The sequence below is a fragment of the Fodinicola feengrottensis genome, assembly GCF_010993775.1.
Lineage (GTDB): Bacteria > Actinomycetota > Actinomycetes > Mycobacteriales > HKI-0501 > Fodinicola > Fodinicola feengrottensis.
This window is the reverse complement of the sequence record NZ_WOTO01000061.1, coordinates 24,808-40,828: the sequence shown is the minus strand read 5'-3', so window position 1 is coordinate 40,828 and position 16,021 is coordinate 24,808. Positions and strand designations below refer to the sequence as shown.

General features: G+C 66.2%; 16 protein-coding genes and 4 pseudogenes. 10 read left to right on the top strand and 10 right to left on the bottom strand.

What is annotated here, in order from left to right:
- Window positions 1-2 precede the first annotated feature (2 nt).
- Window positions 3-1,724: a serine/threonine-protein kinase gene (locus GNX96_RS39390; RefSeq protein ID WP_279582688.1), complete on the top strand. Its 1,722-nt coding sequence runs from the start codon at window positions 3-5 to the stop codon at window positions 1,722-1,724.
- Here GNX96_RS39390 and GNX96_RS66050 read toward each other — a convergent pair.
- From GNX96_RS66050 to GNX96_RS58755, 3 genes and pseudogenes are all read right to left on the bottom strand, one after another.
- Window positions 1,634-2,110: an IclR family transcriptional regulator gene (locus GNX96_RS66050; RefSeq protein ID WP_390624262.1), complete on the bottom strand. Its 477-nt coding sequence runs from the start codon at window positions 2,108-2,110 to the stop codon at window positions 1,634-1,636. The two genes, GNX96_RS39390 and GNX96_RS66050, sit on opposite strands and share 91 nt — an antisense overlap.
- A gap of 220 nt (window positions 2,111-2,330) precedes the next feature.
- Window positions 2,331-2,483 (bottom strand): annotated as a pseudogene (locus GNX96_RS66045) (helix-turn-helix domain-containing protein); the annotation flags it as partial.
- 45 nt (window positions 2,484-2,528) lie between these two features.
- Window positions 2,529-2,753 carry a hypothetical protein gene (locus GNX96_RS58755; protein ID WP_279582686.1) on the bottom strand — a complete coding sequence of 75 codons (225 nt, stop codon included), beginning with the start codon at window positions 2,751-2,753 and terminating at the stop codon, window positions 2,529-2,531.
- A gap of 53 nt (window positions 2,754-2,806) precedes the next feature.
- Between GNX96_RS58755 and GNX96_RS39380 the strand changes: the two genes are divergently transcribed.
- Window positions 2,807-3,553: a U32 family peptidase gene (locus GNX96_RS39380; RefSeq protein WP_279582685.1), complete on the top strand. Its 747-nt coding sequence runs from the start codon at window positions 2,807-2,809 to the stop codon at window positions 3,551-3,553.
- A gap of 743 nt (window positions 3,554-4,296) precedes the next feature.
- On the opposite strand, the gene GNX96_RS39375 is transcribed toward GNX96_RS39380, so the two are convergent.
- The gene (locus GNX96_RS39375) at window positions 4,297-5,388 is read right to left on the bottom strand and encodes an HNH endonuclease signature motif containing protein (protein WP_163572770.1); all 1,092 of its coding nucleotides are present in this window, start codon (window positions 5,386-5,388) and stop codon (window positions 4,297-4,299) included.
- 153 nt (window positions 5,389-5,541) lie between these two features.
- On the opposite strand from GNX96_RS39375, the gene GNX96_RS39370 reads away from it, so the two are divergent.
- Complete coding sequence (locus GNX96_RS39370; protein WP_163572769.1) at window positions 5,542-5,778, top strand: hypothetical protein; 237 nt, start codon at window positions 5,542-5,544, stop codon at window positions 5,776-5,778.
- Window positions 5,779-5,847: 69 nt separating this feature from the next.
- On the opposite strand, the pseudogene GNX96_RS58750 reads toward GNX96_RS39370, so the two are convergent.
- Together GNX96_RS58750 and GNX96_RS39355 are read right to left on the bottom strand one after the other, a co-directional pair.
- Window positions 5,848-6,416, bottom strand: a pseudogene (locus GNX96_RS58750) (ATP-binding cassette domain-containing protein).
- Between the two features lie 74 nt (window positions 6,417-6,490).
- Window positions 6,491-7,228, bottom strand: a pseudogene (locus GNX96_RS39355) (ABC transporter transmembrane domain-containing protein); the annotation flags it as partial.
- 56 nt (window positions 7,229-7,284) lie between these two features.
- On the opposite strand from GNX96_RS39355, the gene GNX96_RS39350 reads away from it, so the two are divergent.
- Both GNX96_RS39350 and GNX96_RS39345 read left to right on the top strand, forming a co-directional pair.
- Window positions 7,285-7,548, top strand: a complete 264-nt coding sequence (locus tag GNX96_RS39350) for a hypothetical protein (protein ID WP_163572766.1) — start codon at window positions 7,285-7,287, stop codon at window positions 7,546-7,548.
- A gap of 632 nt (window positions 7,549-8,180) precedes the next feature.
- On the top strand, window positions 8,181-8,792 hold the full coding sequence (locus GNX96_RS39345) for a TetR/AcrR family transcriptional regulator (RefSeq protein ID WP_163572765.1): 612 nt from the start codon (window positions 8,181-8,183) through the stop codon (window positions 8,790-8,792).
- A gap of 67 nt (window positions 8,793-8,859) precedes the next feature.
- Here the strand turns inward: GNX96_RS39345 and GNX96_RS58745 are convergent, their stop codons facing one another.
- Genes GNX96_RS58745 through GNX96_RS39335 form a run of 3 tightly spaced genes read right to left on the bottom strand, consistent with a single transcriptional unit; the run spans window position 8,860 to window position 10,554 of the window.
- Entirely contained in the window at window positions 8,860-9,204 is a 345-nt protein-coding gene (locus GNX96_RS58745) for a 2OG-Fe(II) oxygenase family protein (protein ID WP_279582684.1), read from the bottom strand.
- Window positions 9,171-9,626, bottom strand: a complete 456-nt coding sequence (locus GNX96_RS58740; RefSeq protein ID WP_279582683.1) for a hypothetical protein — start codon at window positions 9,624-9,626, stop codon at window positions 9,171-9,173. The genes GNX96_RS58745 and GNX96_RS58740 overlap by 34 nt, the downstream gene beginning before the upstream one ends.
- Window positions 9,627-9,657: 31 nt before the next feature.
- The gene (locus GNX96_RS39335) at window positions 9,658-10,554 is read right to left on the bottom strand and encodes an FAD:protein FMN transferase (protein ID WP_163572764.1); all 897 of its coding nucleotides are present in this window, start codon (window positions 10,552-10,554) and stop codon (window positions 9,658-9,660) included.
- Window positions 10,555-10,856: 302 nt separating this feature from the next.
- On the opposite strand from GNX96_RS39335, the gene GNX96_RS39330 reads away from it, so the two are divergent.
- Window positions 10,857-12,776 carry an ArnT family glycosyltransferase gene (locus GNX96_RS39330; RefSeq protein ID WP_452124500.1) on the top strand — a complete coding sequence of 640 codons (1,920 nt, stop codon included), beginning with the start codon at window positions 10,857-10,859 and terminating at the stop codon, window positions 12,774-12,776.
- Between the two features lie 72 nt (window positions 12,777-12,848).
- On the opposite strand, the pseudogene GNX96_RS39325 reads toward GNX96_RS39330, so the two are convergent.
- Window positions 12,849-14,031, bottom strand: a pseudogene (locus GNX96_RS39325) (acyl-CoA dehydrogenase family protein).
- Window positions 14,032-14,229: 198 nt separating this feature from the next.
- Between GNX96_RS39325 and GNX96_RS58735 the strand changes: the two are divergent.
- From GNX96_RS58735 to GNX96_RS39310, 4 genes are all read left to right on the top strand, one after another.
- Window positions 14,230-14,901 (top strand): amidohydrolase family protein, encoded by a 672-nt coding sequence (locus GNX96_RS58735; protein ID WP_279582682.1) that lies wholly within the window; start codon window positions 14,230-14,232, stop codon window positions 14,899-14,901.
- Complete coding sequence (locus GNX96_RS58730) at window positions 14,879-15,442, top strand: amidohydrolase family protein (protein WP_279582681.1); 564 nt, start codon at window positions 14,879-14,881, stop codon at window positions 15,440-15,442. The genes GNX96_RS58735 and GNX96_RS58730 overlap by 23 nt, the downstream gene beginning before the upstream one ends.
- A 235-nt stretch (window positions 15,443-15,677) precedes the next feature.
- Window positions 15,678-15,875 carry a hypothetical protein gene (locus GNX96_RS39315; protein WP_163572763.1) on the top strand — a complete coding sequence of 66 codons (198 nt, stop codon included), beginning with the start codon at window positions 15,678-15,680 and terminating at the stop codon, window positions 15,873-15,875.
- Between the two features lie 4 nt (window positions 15,876-15,879).
- Window positions 15,880-16,017, top strand: a complete 138-nt coding sequence (locus GNX96_RS39310) for a hypothetical protein (protein WP_163572762.1) — start codon at window positions 15,880-15,882, stop codon at window positions 16,015-16,017.
- The last annotated feature ends 4 nt before the right edge of the window (window positions 16,018-16,021 follow it).

Genomic DNA, 16,021 nt, shown 5'->3' with positions numbered 1-16,021 from the left:
CAGTGGTTGAAGCGCGGGTGATCGCCGGCCGGTACGTCATTCGGGCGGCGATCGGTCAGGGCGGCATGGGGCGGGTCTGGCGAGCCCACGACCAGACCCTGGACCGCGAGGTGGCGCTGAAGGAAGTGCTGCTGCCGCTGGGCATGTCCGAGCTGGCCAAGGCGCAGATGGCCGAACGGATGCTGCGGGAGGCCCGGCTGGGCGCCCGGCTGCGGCATCCGGCGATCGTACGGGTGCATGACGTGATCACCGCCGACAAACCATCCGTGGATCGTGATGGAGTTGGTCGACGGGCGCAGCCTGGAGGAGCTGGTCGAGGCCGAAGGAGCGCTGCCGCCGGCTCGGGGGTGGCCGCCCTGGGGCTGAGCCTGCTAGGTGCTCTTCGCGCTGCTCATAAGGCTGGCGTGATTCACCGGGACGTGAAGCCCGCGAACGTACTCGTCGAAGACGACGATGCCGTTGTCCTGACGGATTTCGGCATCGCGTACGAGATGGACCAGGTGTCGCTGACCGCGACCGGCACCATGATCGGGTCGCCGCAGTACATGGCGCCGGAGCGGGTCCGCGGTGAGTCGCCAGGGCCGGCCAGCGACTTGTTTTCGTTGGGCGCCACGCTTTACGCGGCCGTCGAGGGGCGGGCGCCATTCGCTCGTACGGGCCAGCTGCCGACGCTGGCCGCGGTCCTCAGCGATCCGCCGGACGCTTTTGAGCATGCCGGCCCGCTGCAGCCGGTTCTGGCAGGGTTGCTGGAAAAGGAACCCGACCGACGGCCCAGCGCGGAAGAGGTCGAGGAGGCGCTGCGGACGATTATGGCGGTCGAGCAAGCACCGACCACCGGAGACCTTTCTCGACTCACAGCCGGAGGGATCGCGGAGCCCGCACCCATGGTCGTGGACCCCCCAGTCGTACGTCCGGAGCGGCCGGAGCCGGTGTCGGTGCCGGTGCCGGCCGAATCGTTCGTACGGCTGGAGCCTGCGTCTGGGGCGGCGGTGCCGGCTGAATCGTTCGTACGGCCGGAAAGTTCGACGGTCACGTCCGATGCCCCGCCGCCGGCTCCGGTAGTTCCGGCGCCGAGGCGACGCCGTCGTCTCATGTGGACACTCGTGGCCGCGGCGGTCGCCATCGTGGTGGCGGTTGGCGTGACGATCACTGTCGTACGGCTGAACAGACCCGAATTTATTGACGGCTACCTCGTCTACACCCTGGAGGCTCCGCCTGCGGGCGGCTACCAGAAGGTCGCGACCAGCAAGGGGACTCTGGAACTCGGCGAGATCATCCGGTTCGGCCGCGCCACTACCGTGCTGCCGACCAACTGGACCACGCTCACGTCACCTCCCGACCTGCGGACCGCGCCTGGTTTCGCCGCGAGCAAGGACGTTGACAGTGGGCAGCTCGTCATTCAGGTGCAGGCGATTCCGGCGGACCGGGCCGACCATCTTTCGCCGAGAGACTGGCTGACCGGCGAGGACAGTTACGCCTATAAAAACCGGACGGGCTATCACCTGAAATCGTTGAAAGTCGACGCCGGATACAAGGACGACTCGGCCGATGCCGCCGTGTGGAGCTGGACCTGGATGGACGGAGGTGTCCAGCGGGGAGTGTTCGTCCTTGTCCGGCAACGCGATGGGGATCTCTATTCGCTCGCTGTTTCCGGCCCCGCGGTGGCGTCCTCGACCGACTCATCGCTGGTCGTCGAGGTGTTCGGCGGTCTCAAGTTCCTTTGATCGCAAAGCCGAGCCGGCCGGACAGTTGGCGGGCGCCGTCGCGTACGATCGCGGCGAGTTCTGTTGATCTGGGCGGCATTCCAGCGGGTGATCGGCACCGAAATGCTCATCGCGGCCACGGTTTCGCCCTGATGATCTCGCACCGGCGCGGCCACGCACGCGACCGCTTCGTTCGACTCGCAGAATTCGGTGGCCAGCTCGGCTTCTCGGATCCGGGCTGTTTCCTTCTTCAACGCAGCCAAAGTGGTGATGCTTCGCGGGGTCATGGCGGTCAGTTTCCGGCGGCGATAGCGTAAATCCAGCTCCGCCGGTGCCAACTCGGCCAGCAATACCTTGCCGACCGCCGTGCAATGCGCCGGCAGCCGGCGGCCGACCGACGAGACCATCCGGACTGGCTGGGTGCTTTCGATGCGTACGACGTAAACCCTCCTCAACGCCGTCCAACACCGCGAGGTGCACGGTCTCGGCGCACCGGGCGGCCACCGCGGCCGCGATCGGCTGGCCATCCCGGGCCAGGTCCAGCTGACCGGCAAACACCCCGCCGAGCTGGAAAACCCTTACGCCGAGCCGGTAGTGGTTCGGCCTTTCTGGGGCGGTGGCAAGAAAATCGCGGTCCAACAAGGTGTGCAGAAGCTCGTGAACGGTCGTCCGGGGCAGTCCGGAACGGCCGCAGATGTCCGGCGCCGAGAGCGCCTCGCCGGTCAGGAACAGCTCCAGGATGTCCAGTGCCCTGGTGACCGCCGGCACCGCTCGAGTCATCGCCACCTCCTTCCAGGGCGTACACTAGCACCATTGTTCGGTATATCAGTCATCGTTCGAGATTTCGAACAAGGAGAATGGACTGTGCAGCGTACGCGCGAATTCCTGCGAGGCATCGGGTTGCCGGGCGCCGATCCCGGGGACCTGCCGAGCAGTGCCAAGCGGTTCCCCGATGGCGCCCAATACCGGGTCGAGATTCCCAGCGTGGAAGGCCCCGAAGTGTTGTCGGCGGTGTTCGCCGAAGCGGACGCTCGCGGGGTGCTGGTGCACCGGGTTTCCCAGGGCAGCGGTGGAATGCTGCAGACCGACGGTGAAATGCCGCGATGGCAGGGATCGCCGCTGAGCGCAGTGTCGAAGTCAGCCTTTTCGCTCGGCCACTGGCCGGCTGGGACACTGGCGCGGCCGCACTGGCTGCCGGCGCCGGCAGCGTGGTCGCGCAGGCTCGTGGCACCGAGCAGTTGGTGTATGTCCTGGAGGACATTCGGCGTACGTGCGAACACGGTTTCCGCAGCGTGCTGGTGACCGATCTCGGGGTGCTCTCGGTCGCCGCGGCGATGCGCGCTGAAGGCGAGTTTCCGGCCGCCTTGCGGTTCAAAGTGAGTGTCCAGATGGGACTGGCCAACCCGGCGTCGATCCGGCTCGCCGAGCGGACCGGCGCCAACACCTACAACGTGCCGACCGACCTGAGCCTGGCTCAGTTGGCCGCGATCCGGCAGGCGATCGATATCCCGCTGGACATTTACGTGGAGTCGCCGGACGACCAGGGCGGTTTCGTCCGGCATTTCGAAATCGCCGAGATCGTCCGAGTGGCCGCGCCCGTCTACCTCAAATTCGGCCTGCGCAATTCGCCCAACATCTATCCAGCCGGCACCCATCTGCTCGACACGGCCATCTCGCTGGCCCGTGAACGCGTCCGCCGCGCGCGGAAATCTCGCTGGCCCTGCTCGACCGCTATTTCCCCGACGCCACCGGCTCAGCGCTACCCGCGGCCGACCTGGCCGTGCCAGTCCGTTAGTGCCCCAAGACCCCGAAATGGGCAACTCCGTCGGAGTCGGTGTCGAAGTTGTTGATCTTGCCTACTTTGCCTACCCAAAAAGGACAATTCAGTCCCATGTCCGTTTTGGGTAGGCAAAGTAGGCAAGATCAACAACGAATCTCACTACCAGTAGCAACAAGCACGTGGCTGGGTGACGCTGAGTGTTGCGGGCTGCTGACGTGCGTCGCGCTCGTCCCCCTGCGCGGACCGAGGCCGCGGACTGTTTCGCCGACCTGCGAATAGACCCAGGTGCGGCGCGAAACTGTCGTACCCAACCGCAAAGTTGCCCCCACCCAGTGACGGGCGGGGGGGGGGGGTCGAGAGAGGCAAATTTGCAATTTTTAGTGGACGTCGGTCCTCAAACCCACCCCCCGCCCGTTCAAAGGGGGGGGCCAGAAAACAGCATCGGTACGACAGTTTCGCGCCGCTTCGGCGTGTCGGGCGGTGAGGCCAGCGCGGCGAGATTGTGAGTGGCGAGCCCTCATCAACAGCGGACACAATCCGACAAGCCACTGTTTGTTGGCGGTTCTCGGGTTCAGGTCTGTTGAGAAGGATGGGTGATGGCTCGTCTGCAGGGTTGTGGGCCGCCGGGCGTGGTGGTGCCCGGCGGCCGGGTGGCTTTTCTATGCGGCGAGTTGGTTGATGCCGCGGATGGGTCTTCGTTCGCGGTCAACGTACGCGGGCGGCAGGAATTCAACAATTCCGTCAACAATGCGTACATCCCAACCGCCGTGGTGCAGCAAACGATGACAGCGATCGCACAGGAGCACGCAATTGTCAAGGCAGGCAGGTATGCCCACCATCGGCCCAGTGCTGCACGTGGTGCCCCCGCGTCCAGCGGGGTGGTCGGCCGCATCTGGCGCAGCCTTTGTCTCGCGCTATCAGGGCTTTGCGTAGGGCTGGTGTGATGAGTCGTTCGTTGCGTCCGACATCAAGGGGCACGCTGTCGCTGCCCAGCACGATCGGGATGATGTCCGCGTCACAGGCAAGCCGTCGGACGCCTTCTGGGGAAATCGGTGCGCCGCTGTGTGGGTATGCGACTCCGAGGCGGTCGCGGAGCATGTCCCAGTTGATGGTGATGGTGAGATGCGGCCGCTCGGCGCCCTGGACGGGGAGTTTCCCGGAGTCCGCGATCAGATTCAACGCTTCCGCGAGCGCGTCCCCGTTGCGTTCGGACACTGACCGCTGATCAGGGGTGCCATTCTCGGCGGGGCGGGGTTTGGCCAGGGGGCTCAGAATTTCACTGAACAAAGTGCCGGTTTCCCCGTCGAACGAGCCACTGAAGTTCAGGCGTCCGTCTGTCCCGGTGTGCAAGGACAGTTCGCGGCGTGGTTTCTCGTTTTCGTGTTCGGACGGCGCCGGTCCGTCGGGGCCCAGGTGATCATGGATCCGTCGCCCGACTTTGGCTAGGCCTGGTGCGGTGTACCGTTTCGCGTGCTCCACCAGCGACGCTTCGGCTTCCTCACGGTCCTTGATGGTCACCCTGGCCGGGAGCCTGGTCACGACCCCAACAATCGTGTCGATCTGGGAGTCCGCGAGTTCCCCGCGGCGCATCGCCTCACTCGCGATGCTGAGTGTGGGTGCGAGTGTTTCCCCGGTCAGGGCTTGGCTGGGGCACAGGTTCAGGGCCCGTTTGTAGCGGCGGGATGCCTCTGTGGGGGACAGTCGAAGGAGGTCTTGCAGCATGCCCAGGGTGTTGCGGTGCCCGAGCGTCTTGCCGACGTTTCCCCGGTGGATCGCCGCGACAATGTCCAACACTTCGACCTGTAGTAGCCAGACCGCTTTTTTCTTCTCCTGTAGCAGCTCGCCGAGCTCGTCCGGGTCACACCTCCAGAGCTCTGGAGAGGTGACTTCGTCGCCGGCGGCCATGACATTAATTCTACCGCCGGCGCCGACAATATGGCCGCGTACGGGTGATCAGGAATTGGATACTTTCACAATAATCCCAACGAAACATAGAGCGCGCGCGTTCAACGCCGACGGGCGAGAACGTTGGTGCAGCGACACGCTTAAGCCAACCCGATGTCCACCGTCGCGGCGATGGACGGGTCGACGTTTTTCACCAGGCTTTGTACGTTGATGGCCGCCAATCCGCCAGCTGCCGCCGACCAGCCAGCCGTACGACGTTTCGCGAGTCTCGGCATCACCCCGGGCGGCAAGCCCACGACCGAGGCCGCGGTCCTGGACAACGCGGTGAAGGCGGCCAAGCAGCGGATCGCGGCCTATCGGGATCCACGGGCTCGTACCGTCGACGGCTGAGTCTACAGCCTCGACTGGGGGATGTACAGCACCAACTACCCACTGCGCGGATACATCTCGCGATTCGGACTAGCTGGCGCGGTCGAGTTTCCCGTCCTGTATCACGAGAAGTCGGTCCGCGTGCCGGGTGAGCCGGCGGTCGTGGGTGATCATGATGACTGTGCGGTTCTTCGCGATCATCCGGATCGGCTCCAGGAACCGGTCGGCGGCGACCGCGTCCAGGCTTGCGGTGGGTTCGTCCAGGACCAGCACGGGAGTGTCGCGCAGGAGCGCACGGGCGAGGCCGACGCGCTGGCGTTGGCCGCCGGAGAGTCGGCTGCCGCGCTCACCGGCGACCGTGTCGTAGCCGTCCGACAACGCGGTGATGAAGGAATGCGCGCCCGCCGCGGCGGCGGCCCGTACGACGTCCTCGTCTCTCTCTCCTGTGGCCGGGCGTAGCGGATGTTTTCCCTGATCGTGGCATGGAAAACCACGGTTTCCTGGGGAACCAGGGTGATGTTCTCGCGGAGCGAGGCGAGCGTCAGCGCTCGGATGTCGACGACGCCGTCCAACCGGATCTCGCCACGATCCGGATCGTAGAATCGCAGCAACAGCTTGGCGATGGTGGATTTCCCGGCCCCGCTCGACCCGGTGATCATCACCAGTTCCCGTGGGTTGGCCACGAAAGTAAGGCTGTCAGCGGCCGGCTGCTCGGCGCCTGGATAGTGGAAGGTCACGTCGGTGACCTCGACGACCCCGCGAGCCCGCGGCGCCGCGCGATCGCCAGCGGCGCGTCCACGACCGCTGGCTCGATCGCCAGCAAATCGGTGAGTCGCGCCGAACCGGCGGTGGCCTCGCTGATGGCGAGGTTCAGCTGGCCGAGCTGTTGAATGGGCGGGTAGAGAAATCCCAGGTAGGCGACGAAAGCGAGCAGTCCCGCCAAGGGTGAGCCGGCCGGCCGCGATCTCCCAGACGCCCAGGCCGATGATGCCCAGGATGCAGGCCACTTCGACCAGGTCGACCAGCGGTCCATAGGCGGCGGTGGCTCTGCTCTGGCTGAGTTTGGCCCGCATCCAAGCCAAACCATGCCGGTGCAGCCGGTCGGACTCAGCGTTTTGTTGGTGGTGTACGCTTGGACCATCGCAACGCTTGCCAGTCCCTCCTGCACCGCGGCCGCGATGTCGCCGTTGCTGGCCCGCTCGTCCACTGAGGCGCGCTGCAGTCGACCGGAGAAATATCGCGCGGCCAGCAGGAACAGCGGTGCCACCGCGAAAACCACCAATGCGAGTTCCCAGCGGATAAGGAGCGCGGCGGCCGCGAACAGCAAAGCTGAGGCGGCAGCAGTGGAGAATTCGACGGCGCCGGAGACCACCAGCTGTTCGACCGCCGCGATGTCGGACGACAGTCGGCTCACCAGGTCGCCGATCTTGCTGCCAGCGAAGAAATCCGGCGAGAGCCTTTGCAGGTGCGCGAAAAACCGCGTCTCGCAGCCTGAGCAGGAATCGTTCGGCTACTTTCGCGGTCACCATGGAGGCGAAATACGAGGTCATTCCGCCGATCGCGGTGACACCCAGCCAACCCGCTGCCGGCCACCAGAATCCGCCGAGCTTTCCGGTCGCCAACGCGTTGTCGGTGATTTCCGCGAACATCACCACCGCGACCAGCTCACCGGCCGCGCCGCCCAGCGTCAGCGCGGCCGCCACGAAAAGCCGGCCGCGGTCGGGGCGCGCGTACGGCCAGAACCGTCGCAGCAACGGCCGGACCGCGGCACTGGGCGAGTTGGCCATCTGACTTTCCTTTGGTGGAAACGAAAAGCCGGGGCGGGCTAATGAATGCCCGCCCCGGCTCAGGGATTTTCTCGTTGCTACTTGTGGATGGGCTTGCGCGGCGCGGGCTTGCGCGGCTGCGGCCGGCGGCACACTGGTTTTGCGCGGGGTGACCCTGGTGAATGCCATTTTCTTCACCTCCTTTTGTGTTGATCTGACACTTCGAAAGCTATCCGAGATAGTTGGCCGCGTCGATGAAATCCGGCTGTGCAGACAATAAGGAATTCTGGGCGTTCGCTGTATGTTGTGGTGCACAGCGGTCGGCTGTTGAACACACAGCTGACACCCAGCATAAGAGCGCAGTTTATGTGCGCGAGCGGGGAATTTTCTCGACCCGCATGAATGCGGGGAGGAAGCGAGCGGCCCACCCACCCGGCAGAAGCGGTGGGCCGCTGCTTGCAAACCTGCCCGGCGGTCAAGGCGTCGAAACACCTCGACCGGCCCCTGCCGAATGACTGGTGACAGGTCGCGCTCGCAGGTCGGGGGGGTGCCAGCGAGCGCTGGAGCAAACCGTACATTGTTGCGAAGCGTTTAGCAACTTAACGTCGTACGGTATATTTGGTATAGACCAGGAGTCCCGCCGAGGAAGGTTTCCGTGTGGCCACCCAGGCAGAACGCTCCGCCGCGAGCCGTCAACGGCTCCTCGCCGCGGCGCTCACGCTGCTGGCCGAAAAGGGAGTCCAGGCCACCTCCGTCGCCGAGATCGGCGCCCGCGCCGGCATGAGCCGCGCCGCCGTGAATTTCCACTTCGGATCCAAGGACGCGTTGCTGGCCGCCGTCGTCGGCAAGGTCATCGAAGAGTGGGAGCAAGCGGTTCTGCTGCCCGAACTGGCCGCCGCCGCGGACTTCGCCACCGCCATGGAGGCTGCGCTGCTGGCGCACCGCAAAATGGTCATGGAAGGCACCGTCGCCTACCGCGTCTATTACGTCCTGCTGCTCGAGTCTCTGGGCCCGTCCCCGCACCTTCGCTCCGAATTCGTCCGGCTCCGCCGCAAATTCCGCGACGCCTTCGTCGAAGGCATGCGGCGCTCCGGTGTCACCGAAGACACCGGCGTCGACCTTGAAGGCATGGCCGCCTGGTTTGTCGGCGCCCTGCGCGGCATCGCCCAGCAATACCTCCTGGAACCCGACGCCATAGACCTCAACGCCGCCCACGCCGAACTGGCAAGTGCTGTCCGCGCCAGGGTTGAGGCGGCACTGCAGCCGTAGGCTCGCTTTTGCGATTAACGAACAGGCAGCTGTTTCGTTGCATTCGTTGACAATGCCTCGATTCGACTCAGTCTGTGCCGGACAGGCCGGCCATGATGGCCTGGGCGACCGGGGACGTGTCTGTTCCGTCGAGGGTGAATCCGCTGCGTACGTGCACAGCTGGTTGGGCCATCATCCGGGGTGTCGTGCCACGGTGTGGCCAGGTGGCGGTGTGGACGACGAAAGGGTGGCAGAGATACACGTCGCCGGCTCTGCCGGTGGCGTGCGCGGTGCGCCGGCAGAGGATCGACGGCCGCCACTTGCTCTCGACTTCCTCGCTGGTGACGCCAGTTTCTCCATAAGGCGCGAGAATTCGCGCGATGTGCTGGTGCGAACCGGTCACCAGCCGGGTCGGCGCGTCGTCGTCTCCCACGTCGGAGAAAAGGAACAGCGCAAGCAGACCCCCCCCTGGCCCTGGACCGTACGTTCACCCGGTAACCGTCGGGACTGTCCCAGCTGCCCTCGATGTGGTAGCCGGCGTTGCCGCGGTCCTCCGACGGGAACCGGACCGGCACCGAGCCGCCGACCCCTTTTTCCGCGCGTCCATCGGCCCGGGCCGATCAACTCGTCGTACGCGGCGGACAACGCCGGCGACGCGGCGGCCGCTGCGAACGGCTCCGCCTCCGGGCAGTCGACGCTGACGCATGAGCGGGTCCAAGTCGTCTGGTCGTCTTCCTGAATCCCTTGCGCAGCAAGGGATTCCCAGATCAAGTCCCGACATTCCCGAGCCGTGGTGGGGTCGAACGTGGCACGCACCACGACATAGCCGTCCCGTACGAAACCGTCCAGATCCACACCCGGATCCTGTCACCGCAACGGCTTCACGTCACTTGAATTCAGGGCTGGGGAGAAGGGGCAGAAGGTGGCAGCCGTTGACTGTGTGGACGCTGCCGTCCTGGCCCACCAGTCGGCTCGGCAGCCGCCGGTCGCGCAGCCATGGCAGCGCCCCCGAACCACGTACCAAAGCGCAGGTGGAGGCCACGTTCGCGGTCAGGCAGCTGGCGGCCACCACGGATGCGCTTCGCCACCCCGCGGCGGCCGGCTGGCCGGTCCGCCGGTCGATGATGTGGTGCGGCAGCCGGCCGTCGCGGACCCACTGCCGGCTCCGGGTGCTGGAGGTCGCCATCGCCGCACCGGCCGGCACTCGTACCGTACAAGCCGGGTCGTCTTCCTGGTCCTGCACCAAAACCTGCCAACCGCCCGGGTGCGAGCCGGCGGTGGCGATATCGCCGCCGAGGCTGACCAGAGCGCCGACCCCGCAGCGATCGGCCACCAGCCGGGCGCACCGGTCGGCGGCCACCGCTGTGGCGGTCGCGCCGAGGTCCAGCACGACGCCGGCCGGCACGGTCAGGTGCCCGCCGGCCAGCCGGACCCGCCGCCAGCCGGGAGCCGGTTGGACGATGACGTGTACGGCTGTGCCGCCGTCGGTCAGCAGGTCGAAATCCCGGTCGTGGCCGAGTTGGTTGAGCGCCGAGCCAACCGTGGGGGACACGTCCCCGTCGGTCTGCCGGGCCGCGTCCAACGCGGCCGCGACGAACTCCGACAGCAGTGGGCTGACCGGCACCGGCCGGCCGTCGCGATGGGCGCGCATCAGCTCGGAATCGGCCCGGAACCGGCTGCACGCCCGATCAATCGCGGCCAGCTCGGCCGTCACGATCGCGCGGGCTTTGGGCAGCACAGCAGGATCCGAGACGACCAGGCGCGCGGTCGGGCTCCAGGCCATGCCGGCCGTCCTCCCGTCCTGGGTGGTGACTGTCTCCAGAGTCCATGCGCCGGCTGTGCGTCACCTGTGCGACCAATAGCTCCCACCTGTGGGTGTTCCGGTCACAGCGGACGCCTATTCGGGACACAGGCCGCATACAGTCACCGCCGTCAATCTGGGCCTTCCCGCGCCAGAAATCGAAAGAGGCATTCCGATGACAGTCACCGCAGATCAACCGCGGGTCCGGCAGGACGTGGATCCCGCCGCCCGTACGCCGATTTTTGTTGGGCCCGGAGGGGCAATCGGCATGGGTACGCCCGTCCGTGCTGGTCCTGTTGGTCGGAACGGCGTTCCTCTATATGTGGAATCTCGCGGCTTCGGGCTATGCGAACACTTTCTACGCCGCCGCTGTCCAAGCCGGCACACAAAGTTGGAAGGCCTTGCTTTTCGGCTCGCTGGACGCCGGCAACTCCATCACCGTCGACAAGCCGCCGGCCGCGCTCTGGCTCGACGCGCTTTCCGGCCGGGTCTTCGGATTTTCCAGCTGGAGCATGCTGATTCCGCAGGCACTGTGCGGAGTGGCCGCGGTCGCGCTGCTTTATGCCGCCGTACGCCGGTGGTCCGGTCCAGTCGCCGGCCTGATCGCCGGCGCCGCACTGGCGTTGACCCCGGTCGCGGTCTTGATGTTCCGCTTCAACAATCCGGACGCGCTGCTGACCCTGCTGATGGTGGCCGCTGCCTACTGTGTCGTACGGGCTCTGGAAAAGGTGTCCAGCCGGGCCGCGATGCTGTGGCTGATGGTGGCCGGTGCCGCGATCGGCTTCGGGTTCCTTACCAAGATGATGCAGGCTTTCCTCGTACTGCCGGCGTTTGTGTTGGTCTATCTGGTGGTTTCCAGGTTCTCGTGGCCACGCAGGTTGCTGCATTTGCTGGCCGCCGGCGGGACGCTGCTGGTGTCCGCCGGCTGGTTCGTCGCACTGGTCGAGCTCTGGCCGGCGGCCTCTCGCCCGTACATCGGCGGCTCGACCAACAACAGCCTTTTGGAGCTGGCGCTGGGATACAACGGCCTCGGCCGGATTTTCGGGCAGGGCGGTGGCGCCGGTGGCTTCGGCGGCGGTGGTGGAGCAGGCGGTGGGGGTGGCGGTTTTGGTGGTGCCACTGGCATTACCCGGCTGTTCTCGGACTCTTTCGGCAGTGAGATCTCGTGGCTGTTGCCGGCCGCTTTGATCGGCATGGTTACTGTGCTGTGGGTTGGCCGGCGTGCGCCGCGCACTGATCGGACCAGGGCCGCAGTGCTGCTCTGGGGCGGCTGGCTGCTGGTCACCGGGCTGGTTTTCAGCTACATGAGTGGGATTATCCACCCGTACTACACAGTCGCGTTGGCGCCGGCGATCGGTGCGCTCATCGGCATCAGTTCGGTCACTTTGTGGCGCTCTCGTACCGAAATCGCGCCGCGGGTGGCGCTTGCCGCCATGGTCGCGGTTACTGGCATCTGGGCGTACGACCTGCTGGGCCGCGACTCTTCCTGGCTGCCGGCGCTGCGCTGGATCGTAGTGATCGCTGGCGTGTTGGCCGCGACTGGTCTGTTGGTCGGCGCCCATCGTACGAGGCGGATCGCTGTTATCGCGGCGATCGCGGCGGTGATGACCGGATTCGGTGGCGCGTCCGCATACGCGGTGGCGACCGCATCGGTGCCACACAACGGTTCGATTCCCACCTCTGGGCCAGCCTCAGCCGGCGGTCAGGGAGGGTTCGGTGGCGGTCCCTCCGGAGGGATGATCATCAGGGAAGGTGGCCGGCCGAACTTCGGTGGCGGACAGCCAGGCTCGGGCGGTCAGCGCGGTTTTGATGGGCAGCCACCCACCTCCGGGACTTCTCGGCCTGGCAACCAAAGCGGTGGTCCTGGTGGGGATGCGACCGCTAACAGCCAGCTCACCGCGCTGGTGAAAGCCACCTCGACAATGTGGGCGGCGGCCACGAACGGCTCGCAGGGCGCGGCCAGCCTGGAACTGGCGTCCGGGAAGTCGGTGATGGCCATCGGCGGCTTCAGCGGTACGGACAACTCGCCGACTTTGGCGCAGTTCCAACAATATGTCGCGCAGGGCAAGATCAGCTACTACATCGGCGGCGGGCAGCAGGGCCGCGGCGGAGACGGCTCCGGAACAGCGATCGCCACTTGGGTCGCCGCCCATTACACCGCGAAGACAGTCGGCGGGCAGACCGTCTACGACCTGAGAAGCTAGTTTTCCACGAATATAACGAAACGGCTCACCCAAGTCCGGAAAGACTGAGCCGTTTCGTTACCTTCGGTGGGGTCAGCGGAAGGCGGCGAGGCCGGTGATGGCCTGGCCGAGGCTGAGGGCGTGCATTTCCTCGGTGCCTTCGTACGTGAGCACGGTTTCCAGGTTGGCCATGTGCCGCATGACCGGATATTCCAACGAAATGCCGTTGGCGCCGAGCAGGGTGCGAGCCGTACGGGCGACTTCGATGGCGCTGCGGACGTTGGCCATTTTCCCGAAGCTGACGTGGTTGTGGTGCAGTTTGCCGGCGTCCTTGAGGCGGCCGATGCGCAGCGCGACCAGGCCGGCGCGGTTGACCTCGACCAGCAGGTCGGCGAGTTTGCGTTGGGTGAGTTGGAAACCGGCCAACGGTTTGCCGAACTGTTCGCGGTTCAGCGTGTAGTTCAGCGCGGACTGGTAGCAGGCGCGGGCGGCGCCGACCACGCCGTACAAGATGCCGTAGCGGGCCTCGTTCAGGCAGCTGAGTGGGCCGCGCAGGCCGCGTACTTCGGGGAAGGCGGCCGAAGCTGGCACTCGTACGCCTTCCAGCACCAGCTCGGCGGTCAGGGACGCGCGCAGTGAGAGCTTGTGTTTCACTTCGTTGGCACTGAAACCCGGGGTGTTGGTGGGTACGACGAAACCGCGGACGCCTTCGTCGGTCTGGGCCCAGACGACCGCGACATCGGCGACCGTGCCGTTGGTGATCCACATCTTGGTGCCATCAATGACCCAGTCGCCGCCGTCGCGGCGGGCCCGCGTACGCATGCTGCCGGGGTCGCTGCCGGCATCGGGCTCGGTGAGGCCAAAACAGCCGAGCAGTTCGCCGGTGGCCATCGCGGGCAGCCACTGCTGGCGCTGCTCTTCGGTGCCCCAGCGGTGGATCGCGAACATCGCCAGCGAGCCCTGCACGGACACGAAACTGCGCAGCCCGGAGTCGACCGCCTCCAGTTCGCGGCAGGCGATGCCGTACGCGACGGCGCTGGTGCCCGGCGCAGCCGTAGCCCTCCAGGTGCATGCCGAGCAGCCCGAGCTGGCCGAAGCCCTTGGCGAGCTGCTTCGCCGGCAGCGCGCCGGTCTCGTACCAGTCGGCGATGTTCGGTTCGAGCTCGGCGCTCGCGTACGCCCGGACCGCGTCGCGGATGTCCCGTTCCTCACCGGTCAGCTCGCTGTCGAGGTCGAGGAAGTCGGCACTGTCCGGTGAGTTCACGGTCTGCTCCATAAGGGGTCGCGCGCTGGTTGCTTCGTACGTTAGGCGACCGCCAGCGGAGAGGGAACGTGAAAATGGCAACCCTTCACGTGATAGCTTTGTGAAAAGCTTTTCAATTGAAGGAGTGACACTGATGGAACGGACCTTGCTGCGCAACGGTTGGGTGATCGACACCGAGAGCCGGCACCAGTCGTACGGCCAAAGACCGACGTGCTGATCGAGGACGACCGGATCGTCGCGGTCGGGCCGGAGCTGTCGGTCGCGGACGCGAAGGTGATCGACGACGCCACTGACCGGATCGTGATGCCCGGGCTGGTGGACACCCACCGGCACACCTGGCAGGCCGCGCTGCGCAGCGTCGCCGTCGACATCGATCTGATGGCTTACCTGGATCTGGTCGGAGGCGTGTTGGCCTCGCGATTCACCTCTGAGGACGTACGCGTCAGCACGCTGGCGGGGGCGCTGGAGTGCCTCGACGCGGGCATCACCACGCTGCAGGACTTCTCGCACATCCAGCGCCGGCCCGAGCACGCCGACGCGGCGGTCGCCGGGCTGACCGAGGCCGGCATTCGGGCGGTTTTCGGGTACGGCTACTCGGTGGCGGCCGGTGACCAGCGCACGCCGTCCGAGGTGCGGCGGGTACGCGACCAGTATTTCCGGTCGGACGCGCAGCTGGTGACGATGGCGCTGGGGGGCCGCTTGGGCCGTCGTACCAGCGTCTTGACCAGACGATCGAAGACTGGCGGATGGCCGCGGAGCTGGGGCTGCGGATCTTCGTCCACGTGGCTCCGGGCCGGTCGCGCATCGGCCGATCGAGACGCTCCGCGACCAGGGCCTGCTGACCGCGGACACGACTTATGTGCACGCCAACTCGCTGCCTGACGACGAGCTGAAACTGATTGGCGAGTCCGGCGGCGCGGTGTCCATCACGCCCGCGGTGGAGGCGCGAATGGGCCATGGCGCGCCCACTGTCGGACGGCTGGCGGCACTCGGTGTGACCACTGGGCTGGGCGTCGACGTGGTGACGTCTGTTGCCGGCGACCCCTTTTCGGTGATGCGGGCGACGTTGCTGACAGGACAGTTTGGCGAAGGCGTACGGGTCAGCCCGGCCGACGTCCTGCGGATGGCCACCATCGACGGCGCCGCCGCGCTGGGCATGCGGGACCGGATTGGCTCGCTAAGCCCTGGTAAACAGGCCGATGTCGTGCTGCTGCGTACGGACGCGCTCAACCTCGTCGGTGCCGTACACCACGACCCGATCGGCGCGGTCGTGACCGCGGCGCACCCCGGCAACGTGGACACCGTGCTGGTCGCCGGGAAGGTCGTCAAGCGCGACGGCCAGCTGCTCAGCCCGGCCCTACGACCGACGCTGGACGCCGTCGCGGCGGCGGCGCAGCGGTTGGCGGCCGGCGTACCCGACTGAGGTCGATGTCCGATTGTCACGTGCCAGCACATTTCCGCAGGTGAAGTGGGTGCCGTTGGCGCAATCGGAATCCGATTGTCACCGCGGCTGAGGGGAGAAATCGCAGCTCAGAGCCGGCCGGGTCCCCAGTTCGTGCCACCTCCGCGGTCCGCGGAGGCGCATGGGCGGCCCGACCGGCATTCTTGTGTCATGCCCGGCGGGGAGCCGGGGGACGGAACACAAGGGAGTGAGTGCGATGGCTGACAACTTCATTGGTTTGACTCAGGCGAATGCGTTGGGTCAGGGCGGGCAGCATCTGGGTTCGCAGGCGCAGAGCATTCAGCAGCAGTTGAACGCGTTGATTGATGACATGTCCAAGGAAGGACGTGATTCAGGGCAATGGGTTGGTGGCGTTCCAGAACGCGAAGAACGAGTTGGTGGGTCGTTTTGGTGAGTTGATGCAGTGGATCAACACGCACGGTATTCACCTGAGTGATGCGCAGACCGGGGTCAATTCCACCGATCAGCAGTCCGGTGACGACCTGTCCAGCGCCAGCTCCGGCCTGTCTGCCCTGATCGCCAACCCCAACCGCTAAGCCG